Source organism: Mucilaginibacter sp. Mucisp73 (assembly GCF_059491465.1).
In genome coordinates this window covers 1,758,282-1,776,347 of the sequence record NZ_CP168507.1, presented here as the reverse complement: position 1 = coordinate 1,776,347, position 18,066 = coordinate 1,758,282, and the positions used below count along the sequence as shown (strand labels likewise).

The window sequence follows — 18,066 nt, the reverse complement described above, 5'->3', positions numbered from 1 at the left end:
GGTACAGGCGTTTTTTTCCATACTGTGAAGAGAAAATGAATAAGGTTGTTTTTTGAACTAAGAACAACCTTATTTTATTAAATTAGCCATATCTATTTAGTTAAATAATATATGAATAAAGTTTACTCACTTTTCAATAGAGTTAAAAAGCACACCATTATATTCATTTGTTTTGTTGGCTCGCTGTTGATAAGCATCAATGCCAGGGCACAATATTTTGGCCAAAACAAGGTAAGGTACAAAAACCTTAAGTTTAACGTTTATAAAACTCCTCACTTCGAGATTTACTATTACCTGAAAAATGATAGTATGGTAAAACGCTTTGCCCAGGAAAGTGAACTGTGGTACACCCTACATCAACAGGTTTTCAGGGATACATTTAAGCATGCCAATCCAATAATACTATATGCCAACCATCCCGATTTTCAGCAAACAACCGCTATTGATGGCGAGATCGGTGTAGGTACCGGCGGTGTTACCGAAGGCCTTAAAAATCGGGTGGTAATGCCGGTGATGGAAACCAATCAAACTACGAGGCACGTTATCGGCCATGAGTTGGTGCACGCTTTTCAATACCGGCTATTGATGGGTCATGATTCGTCCGAATATGAAAATATAAACAACATTCCGCTTTGGATGATAGAGGGTATGGCCGAGTACCTCTCCTTAGGCAAGAAGGACAGCTATACAGCCATGTGGATGCGTGACGCGTATTTGAATCATGATATTCCTACCGTTCGCGATCTTACCGAAAGCAGCAAATACTTCCCTTATCGTTATGGCGAAGCATTCTGGTCGTTCATAGGTTCAACTTATGGTGATACGGCTATAGTGCCCTTCTTTAAAAACGCGGCCAAATACGGTTTAGAGTATGGCATCAGGCGTACGTTTGGTTATGATGATCGCACCCTCTCCCGACTTTGGAAAAACTCTATCGAGGCCACTTATAAACCCTTTTTAAAAGACACCACTCAAACACCTAAAGGCATCAAACTGGTTGACAGTAAAAACGGTGGCGACCTTGTGGTTGCCCCGTCCGTTAGTCCCGATGGTAAATATGTTGCCTTTTTATCGGCCAAAAGTTTATTTAGCATTGATCTTTATTTGGCCGATGCTAAATCGGGGCGTATATTACGAAAACTCACGAGTAAGGTATCCAACACCCATATTGATGAGTTTAACTTCATCGAATCGGCAGGTGCATGGTCGCCCGATGGAACTAAATTCGCATTTAGTGTATTTAGCAAAGGGCGTAACAGGCTCGATGTAGTTAACCTGAAAAGCGGCAATGTAATTGACGATATTTCGATGGAGCAGGTAGGGCAGTTCAGTAACGTTTCATGGTCGCCCAATGGCAAGGATATTGTTTTCCAGGGATTGGTTGAAGGGCAGAGCGATTTGTATTCTTATAACTTCGATACCAAAAAGATTACGCAGCTTACTAACGATAAGTTTTCTGATTACCAACCAAGCTATTCGCCGGATGGTAAAAAGATCATTTTTTCAAGCGATAGGACCACCTATGACCAAAGCCTTGAACAGGACATCCCTTTCAACCTTGCCGAACTTGATCTGGCAACGGGAAAGGTAACCGACATAAAAATTTTTAACGGCGCTAACAACCTGAACCCGCAATACTCGGCCGATGGCAAGCAGATCTACTTCCTGTCAAATCGTGATGGCTTCCGTAACCTTTACCGCTATACTATCGCGTCGGGTCAGATAGAACAAATGACCAACCTGTTTACCGGCATTTCGGGCATTACTGAATATTCACCGGCATTAAGTATTTCCAATCACGATGACGTGGTTTACTCTTACTATCGCGCGCAAAAATATTCCATTTATAACGCCAAAGCGTCCGACTTTACTCCTGTTGTTGTGCAGCCGGGTGAAGTTAACTTTGCAGCAGGCACTTTGCCGCCAAACCGCTCTGTTGGCGTCGACCTGATCAACTCTAACCTGAACAACTTTTTGGCCTATCGTAAAATCCCGACTGATTCGGTTAAGGCAATCCCATTCCGTTCCAAGTTTAAGCTTGATTACCTTGCAGGAAGTGGCATTGGTGTTGGTGTAAGTAACTTCTATGGCACAAGTCTTTCAAGCGGGATCCAGGGCGTATTCAGTGATATATTGGGGCGCAACCAAATCTTTGCCGCTGCATCGGTAAACGGGCAGATCTATGATTCAGGCGCTGCTGTAACCTACGTAAACCAAACCGGCCGCTGGAACCTTGGTGTGGGCGTTTCCCACATCCCTTACCAGTTCGGCTTCAATACAACCACCTACCCGGTAAGGAATGTGGGCGGTAAAAATCAAACCGTTTATTCTGATAACATTGACATTATCCGCAATTTTGAGGATGCGGGCAGGGTGTTTACCTCATACCCTATTTCCAGGACAACACGCTTTGAAGTGAGCGGAGCAGCCTCACACAACTATTACCGTGTTGACCGTTACAGCGATTATTACCTGCTTGATACCGCTATGGTAAATGGCAAACCCCAGGTAGGTATCGGTAACTACATCACATCCGACAGGAAAAAAATCCCTAACGAAGAAGAGTCTGCAACCCTTAATCAAAACTACGGTTCCACTTATTTCTATAACTTAAAATCATATTCCATTTTAACGCTTTCAACCGCGCTAATTGGTGACAACTCATTTTTTGGCGTTACAGCACCGTTGAATGGTTTCAGGTACAGGCTGGAAGCCGGTTATAATTTTGGCACCTATAAGTTCTTTGCGCCAACAATTGATGTAAGAAAATATGTACGTACAGCACCGGTTACGTTTGCTGCCAGGTTTTTTGCAACCGGTCGTTTTGGCGACGATAAAGGGCTTTATCCATTATTTGTGGGCTATCCTTTTTATATCAGGGGTTACGAAGGCCAAACATTTTATAATAACGGTAAGGCTACTACTAATGGCTTCACTATCGATCAATTATCAGGCAGTCGTTTAGCTGTATTTAACTTTGAGGTGCGCTTGCCATTTACCGGTCCCGAAAAATTGGCTGCTATTAAATCCAAATTCCTGTTTACCGATCTTAACTTGTTTTTTGATGCAGGTTTAGCCTGGAATTCTGGTGATCATATTTATTTTCAGAAAGATCCGCCGGTGATTGGTCAACAGGACTTTATAAATTCTGACGGCACTACTACAACACAAAATATTTACGGCCGGGTACCGGCATTGAGTGCCGGTATTTCCCTGCGGATTAACGTATTTGGTGCTTTTATATTAGAGCCTTACCTGGCTGTTCCATTTAACCGCAGCGATGTTAAAAAACCGTTGTTTGGTTTAGGTTTTACACCAGGTTGGTAATAATAATTATTGCTATGATATAAGAAAAGCGGCTTCCCGGCCGCTTTTTCTATTTTATCTCTGCATCAATATCAAACTTAGGCAATAAACTGTGGGCCGTATCCATCCACTTCTTAATTAATGCAACCCGGTCTTTCATAAACTTAGGCCCCCAAAACAAATTCGACCAATCATCAAAGTTTTCATACTGAAAGCCAAAATAAAACACCCAAAATCCAAAACCTAAATATGGTATGGCGGCTATTTCTTCATTTGATAAGGGCCGTACTTTACGGTAACTATTAACAAAAGTCCGGAAAGCATCACGCGCTTCTTGCTCAGTGATCTTTCCGTAGGTAAACTCTAAAAAATAGTGAATAAAAAATGATGTAACATCATAAGCCATCAAACCTTTACCTACGAAATCAAAATCAAAGAAAGTTATGTCACCCGCATCATCGAAATGAAAGTTTTTCGGAAGAAAATCGAAATGGCAATAGCCATAGCTAAAACCTTCATCAAATTGATTATACCTCTCCATTACTTCAGCGGCAGTTTGCTTTAGATAGGCATGGTCATCTTCAAGGCATGCAAATGCAGGCTCAAGTATTTTAAGTGGATTAACGATAACCGTTTCTATTGAGTACGTATGACGGTGATAGCTAAGTTCAATTGCAGATGTAATATTATGTATCACAGCCATCTCCCTTCCAACGGTTTCAATCTGCCGATCATTCATAGTATAAACAACGTTACCTTGTGCCCATGCAAACAAAACACCATGCCGGGTTCCTTCAGCAGCATTGAATACCTGTAACATTTCACCGCTTTTATCAGAGATAGGTCGGGACACTTTTGCACCTCTTTGAAATAGGATAGTTAATAACTCTACCTCGCCTTTGATCTCTTCCAGCTTTCGGTGCGCATCCCTGTAAATTTTAAAAATGTACTTTTCGGCTGCATTTTCTATAATATAAGTGTCGCTCACATTGCGGATCAATAACCGGCACGTTGTATGACTTAAACCATAACTTTCCTGAAGTTTTATGTTCAGTGCTTTTGATGATAAGGTTGAGTATTGCGTAGGGAAGATTTCCATAGGTTAACAAAGGTAGCTTATAATCTACAACCCGGCTATCCATTTTAAAACCTATTTATATTTTGTATGTTTAACCTATAACCTACACACTATGAAAAAGTTACTGTTTTTAATATCCATTGTATTTTGCCCGGCATTATTGCTGGCCCAAACCGACAGCAAAAGCAGTAATACAACAACAATGCTTCCTGCCAATGATATTGTAAAAAACATATCTGTAGCGCCCAATACGCATACATTTTATATTTTCATTCAAAAAACAAACCTCGCACTCACTTATACAAGCCGCGGGCCTATCACCGTATTTGTACCGGTTGATGGCGGGTTTAGCGACATGCCTACCGGTAAGTTCGACTCCCTTGCCAAACCTGCGCATATTTGGGAACTTACAGATTTAGTAGCTTATCATGCCATTGCAGGACAGCTAAAGGCAAGAGACATCCAGAAAAAGATCAATAAAGGAAAAGGCATAGCCACATTTACCACACTTTCGGGTGGTAAATTATTCGCTAAAATAGATAGCAACAGTAATATTGTTTTGATTGACGGCAATGGCGGTAAAAGTACAATCAGTCAGGTTGATATTAAACAAAACAACGGTATAGTACATCTGGTAAACAAAGTACTGGTACCCAAAAAGAAGCTCATATAAACAGACTGCCAAATGACAATCCCCATATAATAAAATTACGTATTTGAGTTAAAGCATATAGTAGTTTCCGGCAACGAAAAGGAAGCATCTATAATTAAGATAACATCAAAACATAATGGGTTATGAAAACACTCATCTTAACAGTGATAGCTTTAAGTATCCTGATAGCATTAGGATGCCAAAATGCCAACGGGCAGGGTGCCAAACGTAAACTGAGCAAACCTGCCGATGAATGGAAAAAGACGCTTACATCCAATCAATACCATATTATGGTTGAAAGCGGCACCGAACCACCCTATCAGAACGAGTATTGGAACAACCACGAAAAAGGCGTTTACGTAAGTGCCGCAACCGGCGATACGCTATTCACCTCTGATGACAAATTTGATAGCGGTACGGGCTGGCCAAGTTTTGTTAAACCTGTCGACCCGAAAAAAGTAGCAATAATTACAGATAACAGCTACAGCATGAGCCGTGATGAAGTTATTGAAAAAAGTACAGGCTTACACCTTGGCCACGTATTTGATGACGGGCCTGCCGACCGCGGCGGCAAAAGGTACTGCATGAACTCAGGGGCTTTAAAATTTATTAAAAAGCCATAACCCTGCGGTTGGCATTTAATGACGGGCGCAGCTGCGGCCTTACGCGTAAACCATTTTCGTATTTTAAACCAATGGTCAAATCTATCCAATCAGCATTAACAGCCCTGATCATTTTTTCTTTTTGCGGGCGGGTGTAAGTGCTCACCACTTTAAAACGTTCCATAGCCTGCTCTTCGGTATTGATCTCCTCAAAGTAAACCAAACGGTTAAGCTGCTGCGCATTGTCGAAAAACAAAGTCGGCATTTCGCTGTAAAACTGGATGGTTTTCATCAGGTCTGAACATAAGCCTACATGCAGATTTTTACGGTTCCTGTCGGTAATGATATAAACAAAACGTTTCATTTTATGATAAAAAATTTGGTGAACAGATAATTATTACTAACTTTATGAGCATAAAATTACTAATAAATTTAGCAAATCCAAATTTTATGTCAATAATTTCACAAAATATTAAGTTTCTCCGCAAAAAGAAGGGTTTAACGCAACAGCAATTTGCGGATGAATTAGGTATAAAACGTTCATTAGTAGGCGCATACGAAGAAGACCGGGCCGATCCTAAATACGACTTACTAAAAACATTAGCAACCTATTTTGATGTTACTATTGATGACTTTATCAACGAAACCATCAACGAAAAATGGCAGCCAAAACCAAAAGGCAACCCCGCCAACCTGCGGATCCTGAGTATTTCTGTTGATAAGGAAGAAAATGAAAATATAGAAATGGTGCCCGTAAAAGCCAGCGCCGGATACCTTAATGGTTATGCCGATCCTGAATACGTGGCACAGCTTCCGAAGTTTTACCTGCCTATGTTTAAACAGGGCACTTACCGCGCTTTTGAGATCAAAGGCGACTCCATGCTCCCACTTGTATCAGGCACTATTATAATAGGTGAATATGTAGAAAACTGGGGCGATGTAAAAAGCGGCGAAACCTATGTAGTAATATCTAAAAATGACGGCGTGGTTTACAAACGCATTGGCAATAAATTTAAGGAGAACAAAAAACTAAAGCTTATTTCTGATAACCCCGTTTACGAACCCTATGAAATATCGGGCGAAGATGTGCTGGAGCTGTGGAAAGCAAAAGGTTATATCTCCACCCAATTGCCATCACCATCGCCAGAACCTACCATGGAAAGCCTTACGGCAATGATGGCCCAGATGCAGCGTTCGATATCCAACTTACAGCAAGGCAACAATTAAGTTACATCGGCTTTTTTAAACTATTACGATATATCTTTATCATACTGATAAAACGTAAATTAAATTAAAAAAGCTATGAAAAAATTATTGTTAATGTGCTGCTTCCTTTTAGGAATTTCTGCAGCCAGCTACGCGCAGGGCGGCATGAGGAGAAGCCCCGAAGAAAGAGCCAAAGAATTGCAAACCCAGCTTAAATTAACAGATGATCAAACAACCAAGATCACTGCGGTTTACAAAGAGCAGGCAACTAAAATGGATAGCGTACGTACTGCGGCGAATGGCGACAGGGATGCAATGCGCTCTGCCATGCGCCCAATGATGGAAGCAACTAACGCCAAGATCAAAGCTATTTTAACAGCCGAACAAGCTGCGGCTTATGATAAGGCAATGAAAGAAAGAATGGACCGCATGCGCCAGGGCGGCGGTGGCCAGTAAACATTATCAAATAGAAAAAAGCGGCCAATGGTCGCTTTTTTTATTTTTGCACAAAACGAAGCACATTGAATACAGCCGAAGACTTTTTAAAACGCAGATTAGATGAAAGACAACAGGCAGGCACATACCGGCAACTGAAACCCGAAAGCAGCCTGATTGATTTTTGCTCTAATGATTACCTCGGCTTTGCCCGATCGGCAGTTCTGAAACAAAGCATCGCTCGCGAGGTAAACAACCATCCGCTTAGCTTAAATGGAGCCGCCGGTTCAAGGCTGCTATCGGGCAACATACAATATGCCGAAGATCTGGAGGATCAAATAGCTGCTTATCACCAAAGTGAAGCCGGCCTGCTTTTTAATTCGGGTTATGATGCTAACCTGGGTTTGCTTTCGTCCCTGGCCCAGCGCGGTGATACGCTAATTTTGGACGAGCTGGTACATGCCTCAATCATCGACGGAGCGAGACTAAGTTATGCCAATCGCTACAGTTTCAGGCACAACGATTTGGAAAGTTTAGAAGCCAAGTTAAAATTATCCAAAGGTAATTGTTATGTGGTTGTTGAAAGTGTGTATTCCATGGATGGTGATGTTTCTCCCCTTGTTGAAATCCTCAGCCTCACTGAAAAATATAATGCCGCCCTCATAGTTGATGAAGCACATGCTGTAGGTCTTTATCCCAAAGGGTTGGTTTGCGAGCGTGGTTTACAGTACAGGATCTTTGCCCGTGTAATAACATTTGGCAAAGCACTGGGCAGCCACGGGGCTATAGTGCTTGGTAGTAATAACTTACGGAAATATTTAATCAATTTTGCACGCTCCTTTATTTATACAACAGCAGCACCTTTTCATCAGCTGGCAGCGATCAAAATGGCCTATCAGTTATTGGAAAATTCCCGCGAGGCCATCTTCTGCCTAAAAAAGAACATTGAACTGTTTAAACAGCAAGTAAGCACAGGCAAAAATTTCACTTTACTAAATAGTGATAGCGCTATTCAATGTATCGTACTCAAAAGCAATGAAATGGCAAGGGAAGCGGCTAAGCAACTGCAAATGAACAACTTTGATGTGCGGCCCATCTTAAGCCCTACGGTTGCACAGGGCACCGAGCGGATCAGGATTTGCCTGCACAACTTTAATACGGAAAATGAAGTAACTTTGCTGGCTGTAACTCTTAACAAATTTATATTACTACATGCTTGATACGCAACCGATATTTATTACCGGTATTGATACCGGAATAGGTAAAACCCTGGTTTCGGCTATTTTAACTGAAAAACTAAACGCAGACTATTGGAAGCCCATACAATCGGGCGACCTTGATAACAGCGATACACTGAAAGTTAAAAACCTTATCTCAAATCCGGTTACCCAGTTTTTCCCGGAGGCCTATGCTTTAACTCAGCCATTCTCCCCTCATAAATCTGCTGCCCTTGATAAAGTGACTATCGACCTGGAAAACATCGTTCTGCCTAAAACTGATAACCAGCTAATTATTGAGGGCGCGGGCGGCCTCATGGTACCATTGAATGATAACTTTCTTATTATCGACCTTATTAAGCAGCTTAATGCAAAGGTAATACTGGTAAGCAAACACTATTTAGGCAGTATTAATCACACCCTGCTTTCCTTACATGCATTAAAAAAATATGGCATTCCTGTTATGGGGGTAATTTTTAACGGTGATAAGGATATCTATTCAAAAAGCTATATCCTCGATTATTCAGAAGTTGCCGATCTGGGGCAGATCCCTGAGTTTAAAACTATCAACAAAAAAACTGTTAAAGAGGCCGGTAAGTTTATTACCTTGTAACACCGGCAGCTTATATAAACCGATATTTTGCCGGGTTAGTAAAAAAATACTATGAAAAACATTACTGTAATTGGCTCCGGCACTATGGGTAACGGCATTGCCCACACCTTCGCGCAATATGGCTTTGAAGTATCATTGGTGGATATCAGCGACGATGCCCTGAGCAAAGCTCTACAAACCATCAGCAACAATCTCGACAGACAAGTAAAAAAAGGCACCCTCACCGAAGGGGCGAAAACAGAAACGCTGAGCCGTATCCGTGTTTTTACAGATTTGGCCGAGGGCGCTCAAAATGCCAGCCTGGTAATTGAAGCTGCTACCGAAAACCAGGAAATAAAACTAAAACTGTTTAAACAGCTCAGCGAAATTTGCAATGATAAAGTTATCCTTGCTTCCAATACCTCATCTATCTCTATTACTAAAATTGCTTCGGTTACCAGGCATCCAGGCAACGTAATTGGCATGCATTTCATGAACCCGGTGCCGGTTATGAAGCTCGTTGAGGTAATACGGGGATATGCCACTACTGATGCCGTTACCGAAACCATTATGGAACTTTCGCGCACTTTGGGCAAAGATCCGGTTGAGGTTAATGACTATCCAGGCTTTGTAGCCAACCGCATTTTAATGCCGATGATAAATGAGGCTGTTTATACCTTATACGAAGGCGTTGCCGGCGTACAGGAAATTGATACAGTGATGAAACTCGGCATGGCACACCCAATGGGACCACTGCAATTAGCCGATTTCATCGGGCTGGATGTTTGCCTTGCTATTTTGAAGGTATTGCATGATGGTTTTGGCAATCCCAAATATGCTCCATGCCCACTACTGGTAAATATGGTAACCGCAGGGCACCTGGGAGCTAAAACAGGCAGTGGATTTTATAAATACACCGCAGGCAGCAAAGATTTGGTTGTAGCCGATAAATTCATGGCCTAAGCGCCGTTAAACTTTCGATGTTGGATGTTGTCAATAGTTATTATACTGAACAACTAAAAACATCTGAAATGAAAACCATTGCTAAATTAGGAATAGTACTCGCCTTAACAGGCTCATTATTTGCATCATGCTCAAGTCAGGCATATGTAACCGAGCAGCCGGTTGAACCGGTTTATGTTCGCCCGGTAGCACCCTACCCTAATGCGGTCTGGGTACCCGGCGAATGGGTTTGGCGCGGTAACCATTACGTTTACCGCCAGGGCTTTTATGCAAGGCCAAGATATAACCGGGTATATGTTCAGGGACATTGGCAACCAACCAATCGGGGATATGTTTGGGTAAGGGGATATTGGAGGTAAAGCCTCGCCCCCCAGCCCCCTAAAGGGGGAGTTATAAAATCAGGAAGCCCCAGGTATTATTATTTTTACCCGGGGCTTTTTAGTTAACAATCATTGTTCCCCCTTTAGGGGGTTAGGGGGCTTTACATCCTCTCAGGCACTTCAATACCTAAAAGCTTCATCCCCTTGTTGATCACTTTGGCTGATGATGCCGATAAGGCCAAACGGAATTGTTTTGAATCCTCATCTTCAGCCTGTAAGATCGACTTTTCATGATAGAACTTGTTATATGTTTTAGCAAGCTCATATACATAGTTGGCTATTACTGCCGGGCTATAACCTTTTGCTGCTTCTTTAACCGTTTCGGGGTATTTATCAAGCAGTACAATTAAATCGCGTTCAACGCCTGCCAGTTCAGTTACAGTCGGTTTAATTCCAACCTGATAATCAGCCCTGCTTAATACCGACTTAATCCGGGCGTGGGTATATTGAATAAACGGTCCTGTGTGCCCCTGAAAATCTACCGATTCATTAGGATCAAACAACAAACGTTTTTTAGGATCAACTTTTAACAGAAAGTATTTAAGCGCGCCCATACCAATAGTATGATATAACGCAACCTTATCTTCTTCGCTAAAGGCATCAACCTTACCCATGGCTTCGGTTTGTTCTTTAGCTGTAGTCTCCATCTCGGCCATCAGATCATCGGCATCCACAACCGTGCCCTCGCGCGATTTCATTTTGCCCGAAGGAAGGTCGACCATACCATATGATAGGTGGAACAATCCATCCGCACCTGTTTTACCTAATTTTTGTAAGATCAGAAACAGCACCTTAAAGTGGTAATCCTGTTCGTTACCCACAACATAAATGGATTTATCCATATGATAATCGTTGTACTTCAATTGTGCGGTACCCATGTCCTGGGTAATATAAACTGAAGTGCCGTCACCACGAAGTACCAACTTTTCGTCAAGCCCCTCTGAGGTTAGGTCTATCCATACAGAGTTATCGGCTTTTTTAAAGAATACGCCCTTTGCAAGTCCTTCTTCAATAATATCTTTACCTAACAGGTAAGTGTTGGATTCGTAATAGTATTTATCAAAATCAACACCCAGTTGCTTGTAAGTTTCAGCAAAACCGGCGTACACCCAGCCGTTCATGGTGCGCCAAAGATTCATCACCTCTTCATTACCGGCTTCCCATTTTTGCAGCATCTGCTGGGTTTCGATCATGATGGGAGTGGCATTTTTGGCTATCTCTTTGATCTTGTCTTCTTCGCCGGCAATTTTATCGTCCAGTTCGCCAATAAGCTTTTGATTTGCTTCGTCGGTTTGAGTAACTTTTTCTTTTACCTTAGCTATGGTAGCTAACGATTCTTCAATCTTTGCTTTTTGGTTTTCTTTAAAGGCCGAAAGATCATGCTTTTCATAAACTTCGCTCAAAACCGGTTTAAGCTGCTCTCTCAGTTCCTTATCAAATAGCACGTAATATTTACCTACCAGGTGATCACCCTTCATGCCCGAAGATTCAGGCGTTTCGCCATTACCGAATTTTTGCCAGGCTAGCATAGATTTACAGATATGGATCCCGCGGTCGTTAACCAGATTGGTTTTGATCACCTCGTAACCATCGGCAGCCAGGATTTCAGCAACCGAATAACCCAACAGGTTGTTACGGATATGGCCAAGGTGCAGTGGTTTGTTGGTATTGGGAGATGAATACTCTACCATTACCTTTTGCCCGTTAGGCTTTGCTATCGCAAAATCATCGGAAGTAATGTTGTTATATAAACGACCGATCCAGTATTCGTCGGTTATAGAAAGATTAAGGAAACCTTTAATCACGTTAAAGGAGGCAACTTCCTTTAATTCGTTTTTAAGGAACTCCCCTATTTCGGCACCGGTTTGTTCCGGGCCTTTGCGCGAAAATTTGGTGAACGGGAAGGTTACTATGGTTACTTGTCCTTCAAACTCCTTACGTGTTTCCTGTATGCTAACGGCAGCCGGTTCAATGTCAGTCTGATATAATTGTTTAACTGCTTTTACGGCCGCTTCTATGATAAAATCCATTCGGCAAAATTAAATAAAATGGGCAGATTGCGAATACTAAAATGGCGATGTTTACATGTAGATTAGGAGCCACCTACAGAATCAACAGCAATTTATAATGAGCGCTACAAACAGGACACAGCTGTGGAGTACTGAGATTCAAACATCGTTATGAGCTACATGCTTAAAAGCATGCCGATAATCATTTCTTACCTGATTGTATACAATTAAAAAAAGACCCGGGCCAACACCACTTTTTAGACATCCATTATAAGAATAATTATTTAATTCAAGAGATAAACAACTTCAAAACCCCGGTCTGATTATTTTGCTCTGCCAATTTCCTGGCTGATATCCCCTGTTTATTCTCTATATTAAAGTCGGCGCCATATTTCAGCAACAACCTGATCTGATCCAGTTTATACTTTCGTTTCACCGCATAAAAAAGTGCAGCATTCCCGTCCTTATCGGTAAAATTCACATCGGCACCATTGCTTAAAAACCATTCGGCCACTTCAAAGCGTTTCCAGTTGAATGCGGCCATAAACGGGCTGTCATCTCCAGCACCTGGGTCTGTTTGTGCACCATAGCTTTTAAACAGACCGGCGGCTTCCACATCATTATACCAGGTTATGGCATACATGCAATGCTCCGGATTGGCGCCATTAGCCAGCAAATATTCATATAACAGCTTATTTCTTCCCCGGGTATAAGCATACCAAAGCGGGGTGGCCGGAAAAAAGCCGCATTCCTCTTTTATCCGGTGGATTGAATTGATATCCATGCCTTTTGCCAGCAATAGCTTAAGCATGGTCAAACTTTCTTCGGCTTTTGCAGGGCGTTTGGCGATTTCAATGCCACACAGGTAATGAAGTGCGTTTTTACCGCTGTCTTCAGCCCAGGTAAGCCAGCCGTGGTCTTCTTCGATCATCACTTTAACAGCTCCAACGTTAAGTTCTTTTATGTGCTGAATAAATTTGATCATAGCTTTCTCCTTTTATTTATCCAGCAAAGTCAACCAGGTTTTCACAACGTTTCGCAAAGCTTCTTCTTTTGCCTTAACTTCTTCCATATTGTGAAAAAAAGCCAACCGGCGGCCGTCGGCATAATCGCCGGAAAGCAAACCGGATGTATCATTGATCTTTGCCCCTGAGGGGAATACCAGTCTGATACAATCTTTTTGGTACACGTTCGAAACGATAATATATCTTTTATACTCTTTAGGATCAAAGGGTTTCATTTCACCGATATATAAAAAGCTCGGTGCATTCCATTTGATATGCTCGCCAATTTCATCGTCAATAGCCAGGATAATTTTTCTCAGCGCTCCTAACACCTCCTTCAACGGATGATCAAGCTTTTGCATGTAACTGTCTACCTCTGTCGAGTCGGCAAGGGTAACTGGTTTTGTACTTTTGGCTTTCATGATTAACAGGTAATAAATTGGTTAAGAGGGTCTATTTAAATTTAAAAAAAGAAAACATAATACCAAAGGAACGTTGAATAGTACCATTAAATGACCCTGCATCGTCTTAACTTTGATATATCAAATCAGATTATTACCATCATGGAACAAAAGCTGCCACTACCGCCATTTAACTTTGAAACAGCCACCCAAAAAGTGCAATTAGCCGAAGACGCCTGGAACAGCCAGGACCCGGCAAGGGTTTCTTTAGCTTACACCATTGACACCGAATGGCGCAACCGCTCGGAGTTTGTAAACGGGCGCGAACAGGTAGTGGAATTTTTAACCCGTAAATGGCAAAAAGAACTCGATTATAAATTAAAAAAACAACTGTGGGCCTTTACAGATAACCGTATTGCAGTACGTTTTGAGTACGAATATCATAATGCTGAAGGCCAATGGTTTCGTGCTTATGGCAACGAGAACTGGGAGTTTGACGAAAACGGCCTGATGCAAAAGCGCTATGCCAGCATCAATGATCTGCCCATCAAAGAAGATGACAGGCGGCTGTAAAAAAGAAATAACCCATTATAAAAGCCGATAGCTCTTATAATGGGTTAAACATCAATATTAAATATTAAGTAAAAAGGTTTAGGGCTTCCTTAAATTCAGTTAATATAGTTTTGAACCTTAATTTCAATATCCCAACACCTCTTCGCAGCACTTGAATATTTATTGTATCAGGGGTACAAACTAAAAGCCGGGTATATTTCTTTCAACAACCCAAATCTCGCTTAACAATTAAGAATTAAAAAGGGTGAAACCACCCTTTTTTGCTTTAAACGGCATGGTAAAATGAAATATAAGTTCATTATTTTTTTTACTTTGGCAATATGATTAATATCAGTTAACATATACACCTAATATTAATGCACACTTCAACATTTACCGGGCCTGTACAAATTGCCATAGTTGATAATCATACCTTATTTAGACAGGGAATGATCAGCTTACTGGGCGATTTTAAAGAGATCAATATCCTTTTCGACGCCGAAAATGGAGAGGATATGATCAGCAAGCTAAAAAAATCCTCCTTACCTGATATTATATTGATGGATATAACCATGCCGGTAATGGATGGTTACGCAGCTACGGCCTGGTTACGTGAAAATCACCCTACAGTAAAAGTGCTGGCGTTAAGCATGTCTGACGAAGATAAACCGATTATAAACATGCTTAAGAACGGGGCTGTTGGCTATATGCTTAAGGAATCGAAGATAAGAGACGTAGTTTATGCGATGCAAACTATCCAAAGGCACGGCTATTATCTAAATGAACTGGTAAGCGGCAAATTGCTTTATACCATGCAAAATAAAAATACACCCGCCGATAAATCCAAAGAGCTTAGCTCCAATGAACTTATATTTCTGAAACTAAGCTGCTCTGAGCTCACCTACAGGCAAATTGCCGACGAAATGAACCTGAGCCCGCATACTATTGATAATTATCGCGAATCGTTATTTCAAAAGTTTGGGCTTAAATCAAGAACGGGCATGGTACTTTTTGCCATCAAAAATCAGATCATAACCGTTTAAAAGATTTTATTAATACAATCCATTTGTTAAAAAATCGGCTTAAGCACAAAAGGGATCACTATTATACCCAAACTTATTAAAACATAATTACGATAGAGCTTACTATCCTTAGCGGGATATAAGTTCATCAACTTATTATAACGATTGTTGTAAAATATAAGCAGGTAATTCAATAGCACAAAGGGGATAAAAAACACAAGTAAACCGGCAATGAAAGCATTTATGGCTTTATCCCGGGTTAGGTCGAGCGTAAAAAGGATAGGAATATCAGTAAAAAAACGAAGGAAAAACAATAATGTTAGCAGGTTAACCCCCTGAATCAAAGATATGGGGATAATTGTAAATGCCTTCCAATACTTGCCATCTTCGCCTTTCTTCGCCCTTTCCTGCGTAATGGCGTCAACCCAGATCTTATAATAAATGCTCAACATTTGTTTCAGATTTAGCATGCAACTATTTTAACTAACCTTAACGCCGCAGATAAGTTTGTTTTACTATTTTATAACTCACAATTGCTATATTCCGTTAGTAATGGCAAATCGTGACGAGATTTCGTCATTTCAAAGTCAAACAGATTACAAATAACTCATTATCAATAATATAACAAAAAGGCATAAGTATTGATAAAACCTGTTTATTCTTAAGCAAATCACTTTTCAAAATATTATTAACCTTAAAAATCACTGTTATGCCAAATCATTTATCAACATTAGGAGTTATTCATACAGCCATAAGTCTTGTGGGAGTTGCCATCGGTTTTATTGCATTGTTTCAGGACGGGAAAATCGCCCCTAAAACAAAAAACGGCAGGCTTTACGGTGTTTTTACCGTGCTGGCCTGTTTATCCTCATTTTTGGTTATGAAAACCGGTCACCTGAGCAGTGCCCACAACCTTTCGTTTCTTATTTTAATATTATTGCCTGTTGTTTACTATGCCCCCTCCCTGCGCATTTTTGGCAGCAAGGCCGATTATGTACAAACTATAGGCATGACAGCCACCTTATTTTTCTCATTAGTACCTGCTGTAGTTGAAACGCTCACCAGACTTCCGGTTGAACAACCACTGGCTGAAGGACCAGACTCTCCCGTAGTAAAAATGGGACTTTTGATCATGCTGGTGTTATTTATTCTGATTATGATATACCAGGCGATTAAACTAAAGGGCCAACGCAAAGGGTTTACTCCAGCTATGTGAATTGATATTTCGCCGGCACTTATGCCGATAATTTAAGCAAGGGAATCATGTATTCGTTAGGCTCAACGTGTGGCCGGCGGAATTAATAAAGTATAAACAAAAAAGCACCCCGACCGGGGTGCTTAAAAAACAAAACTAAATCAAATAACTTTATCCTGAAGTACCATCGAAAAAATACTTTTCATAGCAGCCCCGGTATTGTCTTTATAGTTTATGGTCAATTTATAATTGTCGACAACAAACGCCGAATTGGTATAAAATTGAGCGTTAGAAGGGTCGGTACTGATAACATTACTACCTTCACTTACGATTTTTTTTTCGATAACAATGTTTAATCCATCTCCTTTAGTATGAAATTTCCCAGTGTACTGAACCGTTGTTGAATTACCATTTTTATAAGTTACATCAGCCAAAATAAAAGTACTATCCGACGAGAATACTAAATAACGCGCTTGTTCCCCCTCTTTAACCGGAATATACCACTGGCCAAAAAGGGATGTATTTTTTTTGACGGGTTGCTGCGCCTTGTCTTTTTTACAGGCGCCAAGAGAAAACAAAACCGATAGCAACAGGCAAACAGTTAAATTCTTAAATATCAATACAGGCTTAATCATAAAGTGAAGGTTTTACCTATCCGTACGATAGAAACTTTTAATTCGCTACACTAATAACAAAAAAAGACCGCTCGGAAGAAGCAGTCTTTCGATATAGTAAGTTAACCAGGTTTTAATCAGCTTTGCTAACCCTGCCTGATCCTGCGTAACGGGTTGTACCAATTGTTGCGGTACCGGAATATACAACACTTCCTGAACCAGAAATACGCGCAGAAACTGTTTTACTGGCAATCAAATTAATATTTCCTGAACCTGCAATTGAAGCTTCAACAGTTTCAGTTCTTAATGATTTACCGTTGATCTCTCCCGAACCTGAAATACGGCAGTCGGCCATACCTGTACTGCCATTAACATCAATTGAGCCCGATCCGCTGATTTTCAGATCCAAAGTACCTGATTTAACGGCAGTTTTAATATTCCCCGAACCGCTTAACGCAATTTTGGCATTTTCGGCGGTCATTGTACCATCAACAGTTGCATTTCCTGAACCGCTGTTAGCAAGGTATCCAAGGCTTTTGGCGGTGATATAAATGTTGGCGCGTTGCATATTGCGGTGGTTTTTCCAGTGATCTTTAAATTCAACTTTTAATATGCCGTTTTCTACTTCAGTTTTAATATCATCAACTACATTGGCATCAACATCAAGTTTCAGGCTTTCGGTTCCATCAATTTTAATAAATACGTTAAATGGGCCACCACAGGCAATACCGTTATAACCCGATACGTTGCGGGTTACAGTTTGGGCAGAAGCATTAAAGGCTACCGAAACCGTTAGTAACGAAGCCATAAGTGAGAAGATTAGTTTTTTCATGATCGC

Annotated in this window: 20 protein-coding genes; 12 read left to right on the top strand and 8 right to left on the bottom strand. The window is 41.1% G+C overall.

What is annotated here, in order from left to right:
* Positions 1–111 precede the first annotated feature (111 nt).
* Entirely contained in the window at positions 112–3,327 is a 3,216-nt protein-coding gene (locus ACEN82_RS07750) for a tolB protein precursor (RefSeq protein WP_413319210.1), read from the top strand.
* A gap of 49 nt (positions 3,328–3,376) precedes the next feature.
* On the opposite strand, the gene ACEN82_RS07745 is transcribed toward ACEN82_RS07750, so the two are convergent.
* Positions 3,377–4,405, bottom strand: a complete 1,029-nt coding sequence (locus ACEN82_RS07745) for a phosphotransferase enzyme family protein (RefSeq protein ID WP_413319212.1) — start codon at positions 4,403–4,405, stop codon at positions 3,377–3,379.
* 91 nt (positions 4,406–4,496) lie between these two features.
* On the opposite strand from ACEN82_RS07745, the gene ACEN82_RS07740 reads away from it, so the two are divergent.
* Together ACEN82_RS07740 and msrB are read left to right on the top strand one after the other, a co-directional pair.
* Positions 4,497–5,057: a fasciclin domain-containing protein gene (locus ACEN82_RS07740; RefSeq protein ID WP_413319214.1), complete on the top strand. Its 561-nt coding sequence runs from the start codon at positions 4,497–4,499 to the stop codon at positions 5,055–5,057.
* A 122-nt stretch (positions 5,058–5,179) separates the two neighbouring features.
* The gene (msrB, locus tag ACEN82_RS07735; protein WP_413319216.1) at positions 5,180–5,659 is read left to right on the top strand and encodes a peptide-methionine (R)-S-oxide reductase MsrB; all 480 of its coding nucleotides are present in this window, start codon (positions 5,180–5,182) and stop codon (positions 5,657–5,659) included.
* Here the strand turns inward: msrB and ACEN82_RS07730 are convergent.
* Positions 5,646–6,002, bottom strand: coding sequence for a GIY-YIG nuclease family protein (locus ACEN82_RS07730; protein WP_413319218.1), 357 nt, complete (start codon positions 6,000–6,002; stop codon positions 5,646–5,648). The two genes, msrB and ACEN82_RS07730, sit on opposite strands and share 14 nt — an antisense overlap.
* Positions 6,003–6,088: 86 nt before the next feature.
* Here ACEN82_RS07730 and ACEN82_RS07725 point away from each other — a divergent pair, with 86 nt between their 5' ends.
* From ACEN82_RS07725 to ACEN82_RS07700, 6 genes are all read left to right on the top strand, one after another.
* Positions 6,089–6,865, top strand: a complete 777-nt coding sequence (locus ACEN82_RS07725; protein ID WP_090527624.1) for an XRE family transcriptional regulator — start codon at positions 6,089–6,091, stop codon at positions 6,863–6,865.
* Positions 6,866–6,940: 75 nt separating this feature from the next.
* On the top strand, positions 6,941–7,300 hold the full coding sequence (locus ACEN82_RS07720) for a DUF4890 domain-containing protein (RefSeq protein ID WP_188832639.1): 360 nt from the start codon (positions 6,941–6,943) through the stop codon (positions 7,298–7,300).
* Positions 7,301–7,365: 65 nt separating this feature from the next.
* Positions 7,366–8,499 (top strand): aminotransferase class I/II-fold pyridoxal phosphate-dependent enzyme, encoded by a 1,134-nt coding sequence (locus ACEN82_RS07715; RefSeq protein WP_413319221.1) that lies wholly within the window; start codon positions 7,366–7,368, stop codon positions 8,497–8,499.
* Positions 8,492–9,109: a dethiobiotin synthase gene (bioD, locus tag ACEN82_RS07710; protein WP_091162582.1), complete on the top strand. Its 618-nt coding sequence runs from the start codon at positions 8,492–8,494 to the stop codon at positions 9,107–9,109. Before ACEN82_RS07715 ends, bioD begins: the two co-directional genes overlap by 8 nt.
* Before the next feature lie 51 nt (positions 9,110–9,160).
* Entirely contained in the window at positions 9,161–10,051 is an 891-nt protein-coding gene (locus ACEN82_RS07705) for a 3-hydroxybutyryl-CoA dehydrogenase (protein ID WP_413319223.1), read from the top strand.
* Positions 10,052–10,119: 68 nt separating this feature from the next.
* Positions 10,120–10,410: a YXWGXW repeat-containing protein gene (locus ACEN82_RS07700; protein WP_091162580.1), complete on the top strand. Its 291-nt coding sequence runs from the start codon at positions 10,120–10,122 to the stop codon at positions 10,408–10,410.
* Positions 10,411–10,532: 122 nt separating this feature from the next.
* On the opposite strand, the gene argS is transcribed toward ACEN82_RS07700, so the two are convergent.
* The 3 genes from argS to ACEN82_RS07685 all read right to left on the bottom strand — a co-directional run bounded on the left by argS (position 10,533) and on the right by ACEN82_RS07685 (position 13,866).
* The gene (argS, locus tag ACEN82_RS07695) at positions 10,533–12,461 is read right to left on the bottom strand and encodes an arginine--tRNA ligase (protein ID WP_413319226.1); all 1,929 of its coding nucleotides are present in this window, start codon (positions 12,459–12,461) and stop codon (positions 10,533–10,535) included.
* 268 nt (positions 12,462–12,729) lie between these two features.
* A complete protein-coding gene (locus ACEN82_RS07690; protein WP_413319228.1) occupies positions 12,730–13,425 on the bottom strand; it encodes an ankyrin repeat domain-containing protein in 696 nt (231 codons plus the stop codon).
* Positions 13,426–13,437: 12 nt separating this feature from the next.
* Entirely contained in the window at positions 13,438–13,866 is a 429-nt protein-coding gene (locus tag ACEN82_RS07685) for a DUF1801 domain-containing protein (RefSeq protein WP_413319230.1), read from the bottom strand.
* 141 nt (positions 13,867–14,007) lie between these two features.
* Between ACEN82_RS07685 and ACEN82_RS07680 the strand changes: the two genes are divergently transcribed.
* The gene (locus tag ACEN82_RS07680; protein WP_413319232.1) at positions 14,008–14,418 is read left to right on the top strand and encodes a nuclear transport factor 2 family protein; all 411 of its coding nucleotides are present in this window, start codon (positions 14,008–14,010) and stop codon (positions 14,416–14,418) included.
* Between the two features lie 356 nt (positions 14,419–14,774).
* On the top strand, positions 14,775–15,440 hold the full coding sequence (locus tag ACEN82_RS07675; RefSeq protein WP_413322120.1) for a response regulator: 666 nt from the start codon (positions 14,775–14,777) through the stop codon (positions 15,438–15,440).
* A 26-nt stretch (positions 15,441–15,466) separates the two neighbouring features.
* Here the strand turns inward: ACEN82_RS07675 and ACEN82_RS07670 are convergent, their stop codons facing one another.
* Positions 15,467–15,889 (bottom strand): hypothetical protein, encoded by a 423-nt coding sequence (locus ACEN82_RS07670; protein WP_413322121.1) that lies wholly within the window; start codon positions 15,887–15,889, stop codon positions 15,467–15,469.
* A gap of 239 nt (positions 15,890–16,128) precedes the next feature.
* On the opposite strand from ACEN82_RS07670, the gene ACEN82_RS07665 reads away from it, so the two are divergent.
* The gene (locus ACEN82_RS07665) at positions 16,129–16,635 is read left to right on the top strand and encodes a hypothetical protein (RefSeq protein ID WP_354483874.1); all 507 of its coding nucleotides are present in this window, start codon (positions 16,129–16,131) and stop codon (positions 16,633–16,635) included.
* A gap of 140 nt (positions 16,636–16,775) precedes the next feature.
* On the opposite strand, the gene ACEN82_RS07660 is transcribed toward ACEN82_RS07665, so the two are convergent.
* Together ACEN82_RS07660 and ACEN82_RS07655 are read right to left on the bottom strand one after the other, a co-directional pair.
* A complete protein-coding gene (locus ACEN82_RS07660) occupies positions 16,776–17,249 on the bottom strand; it encodes a hypothetical protein (RefSeq protein ID WP_413322122.1) in 474 nt (157 codons plus the stop codon).
* Between the two features lie 112 nt (positions 17,250–17,361).
* Entirely contained in the window at positions 17,362–18,060 is a 699-nt protein-coding gene (locus tag ACEN82_RS07655; RefSeq protein WP_413322123.1) for a head GIN domain-containing protein, read from the bottom strand.
* Positions 18,061–18,066 lie beyond the last annotated feature (6 nt).

Coding starts and splice junctions, on each gene's coding strand:
- ACEN82_RS07750 (WP_413319210.1), top strand. CDS start 112: ATGAATAAAGTTTACTCACTTTTCAATAGAGTTAAAAAGCACACCATT.
- ACEN82_RS07745 (WP_413319212.1), bottom strand. CDS start 4,405: ATGGAAATCTTCCCTACGCAATACTCAACCTTATCATCAAAAGCACTG.
- ACEN82_RS07740 (WP_413319214.1), top strand. CDS start 4,497: ATGAAAAAGTTACTGTTTTTAATATCCATTGTATTTTGCCCGGCATTA.
- msrB (WP_413319216.1), top strand. CDS start 5,180: ATGAAAACACTCATCTTAACAGTGATAGCTTTAAGTATCCTGATAGCA.
- ACEN82_RS07730 (WP_413319218.1), bottom strand. CDS start 6,002: ATGAAACGTTTTGTTTATATCATTACCGACAGGAACCGTAAAAATCTG.
- ACEN82_RS07725 (WP_090527624.1), top strand. CDS start 6,089: ATGTCAATAATTTCACAAAATATTAAGTTTCTCCGCAAAAAGAAGGGT.
- ACEN82_RS07720 (WP_188832639.1), top strand. CDS start 6,941: ATGAAAAAATTATTGTTAATGTGCTGCTTCCTTTTAGGAATTTCTGCA.
- bioD (WP_091162582.1), top strand. CDS start 8,492: ATGCTTGATACGCAACCGATATTTATTACCGGTATTGATACCGGAATA.
- ACEN82_RS07705 (WP_413319223.1), top strand. CDS start 9,161: ATGAAAAACATTACTGTAATTGGCTCCGGCACTATGGGTAACGGCATT.
- ACEN82_RS07700 (WP_091162580.1), top strand. CDS start 10,120: ATGAAAACCATTGCTAAATTAGGAATAGTACTCGCCTTAACAGGCTCA.
- argS (WP_413319226.1), bottom strand. CDS start 12,461: ATGGATTTTATCATAGAAGCGGCCGTAAAAGCAGTTAAACAATTATAT.
- ACEN82_RS07690 (WP_413319228.1), bottom strand. CDS start 13,425: ATGATCAAATTTATTCAGCACATAAAAGAACTTAACGTTGGAGCTGTT.
- ACEN82_RS07685 (WP_413319230.1), bottom strand. CDS start 13,866: ATGAAAGCCAAAAGTACAAAACCAGTTACCCTTGCCGACTCGACAGAG.
- ACEN82_RS07680 (WP_413319232.1), top strand. CDS start 14,008: ATGGAACAAAAGCTGCCACTACCGCCATTTAACTTTGAAACAGCCACC.
- ACEN82_RS07675 (WP_413322120.1), top strand. CDS start 14,775: ATGCACACTTCAACATTTACCGGGCCTGTACAAATTGCCATAGTTGAT.
- ACEN82_RS07670 (WP_413322121.1), bottom strand. CDS start 15,889: ATGCTAAATCTGAAACAAATGTTGAGCATTTATTATAAGATCTGGGTT.
- ACEN82_RS07665 (WP_354483874.1), top strand. CDS start 16,129: ATGCCAAATCATTTATCAACATTAGGAGTTATTCATACAGCCATAAGT.
- ACEN82_RS07660 (WP_413322122.1), bottom strand. CDS start 17,249: ATGATTAAGCCTGTATTGATATTTAAGAATTTAACTGTTTGCCTGTTG.
- ACEN82_RS07655 (WP_413322123.1), bottom strand. CDS start 18,060: ATGAAAAAACTAATCTTCTCACTTATGGCTTCGTTACTAACGGTTTCG.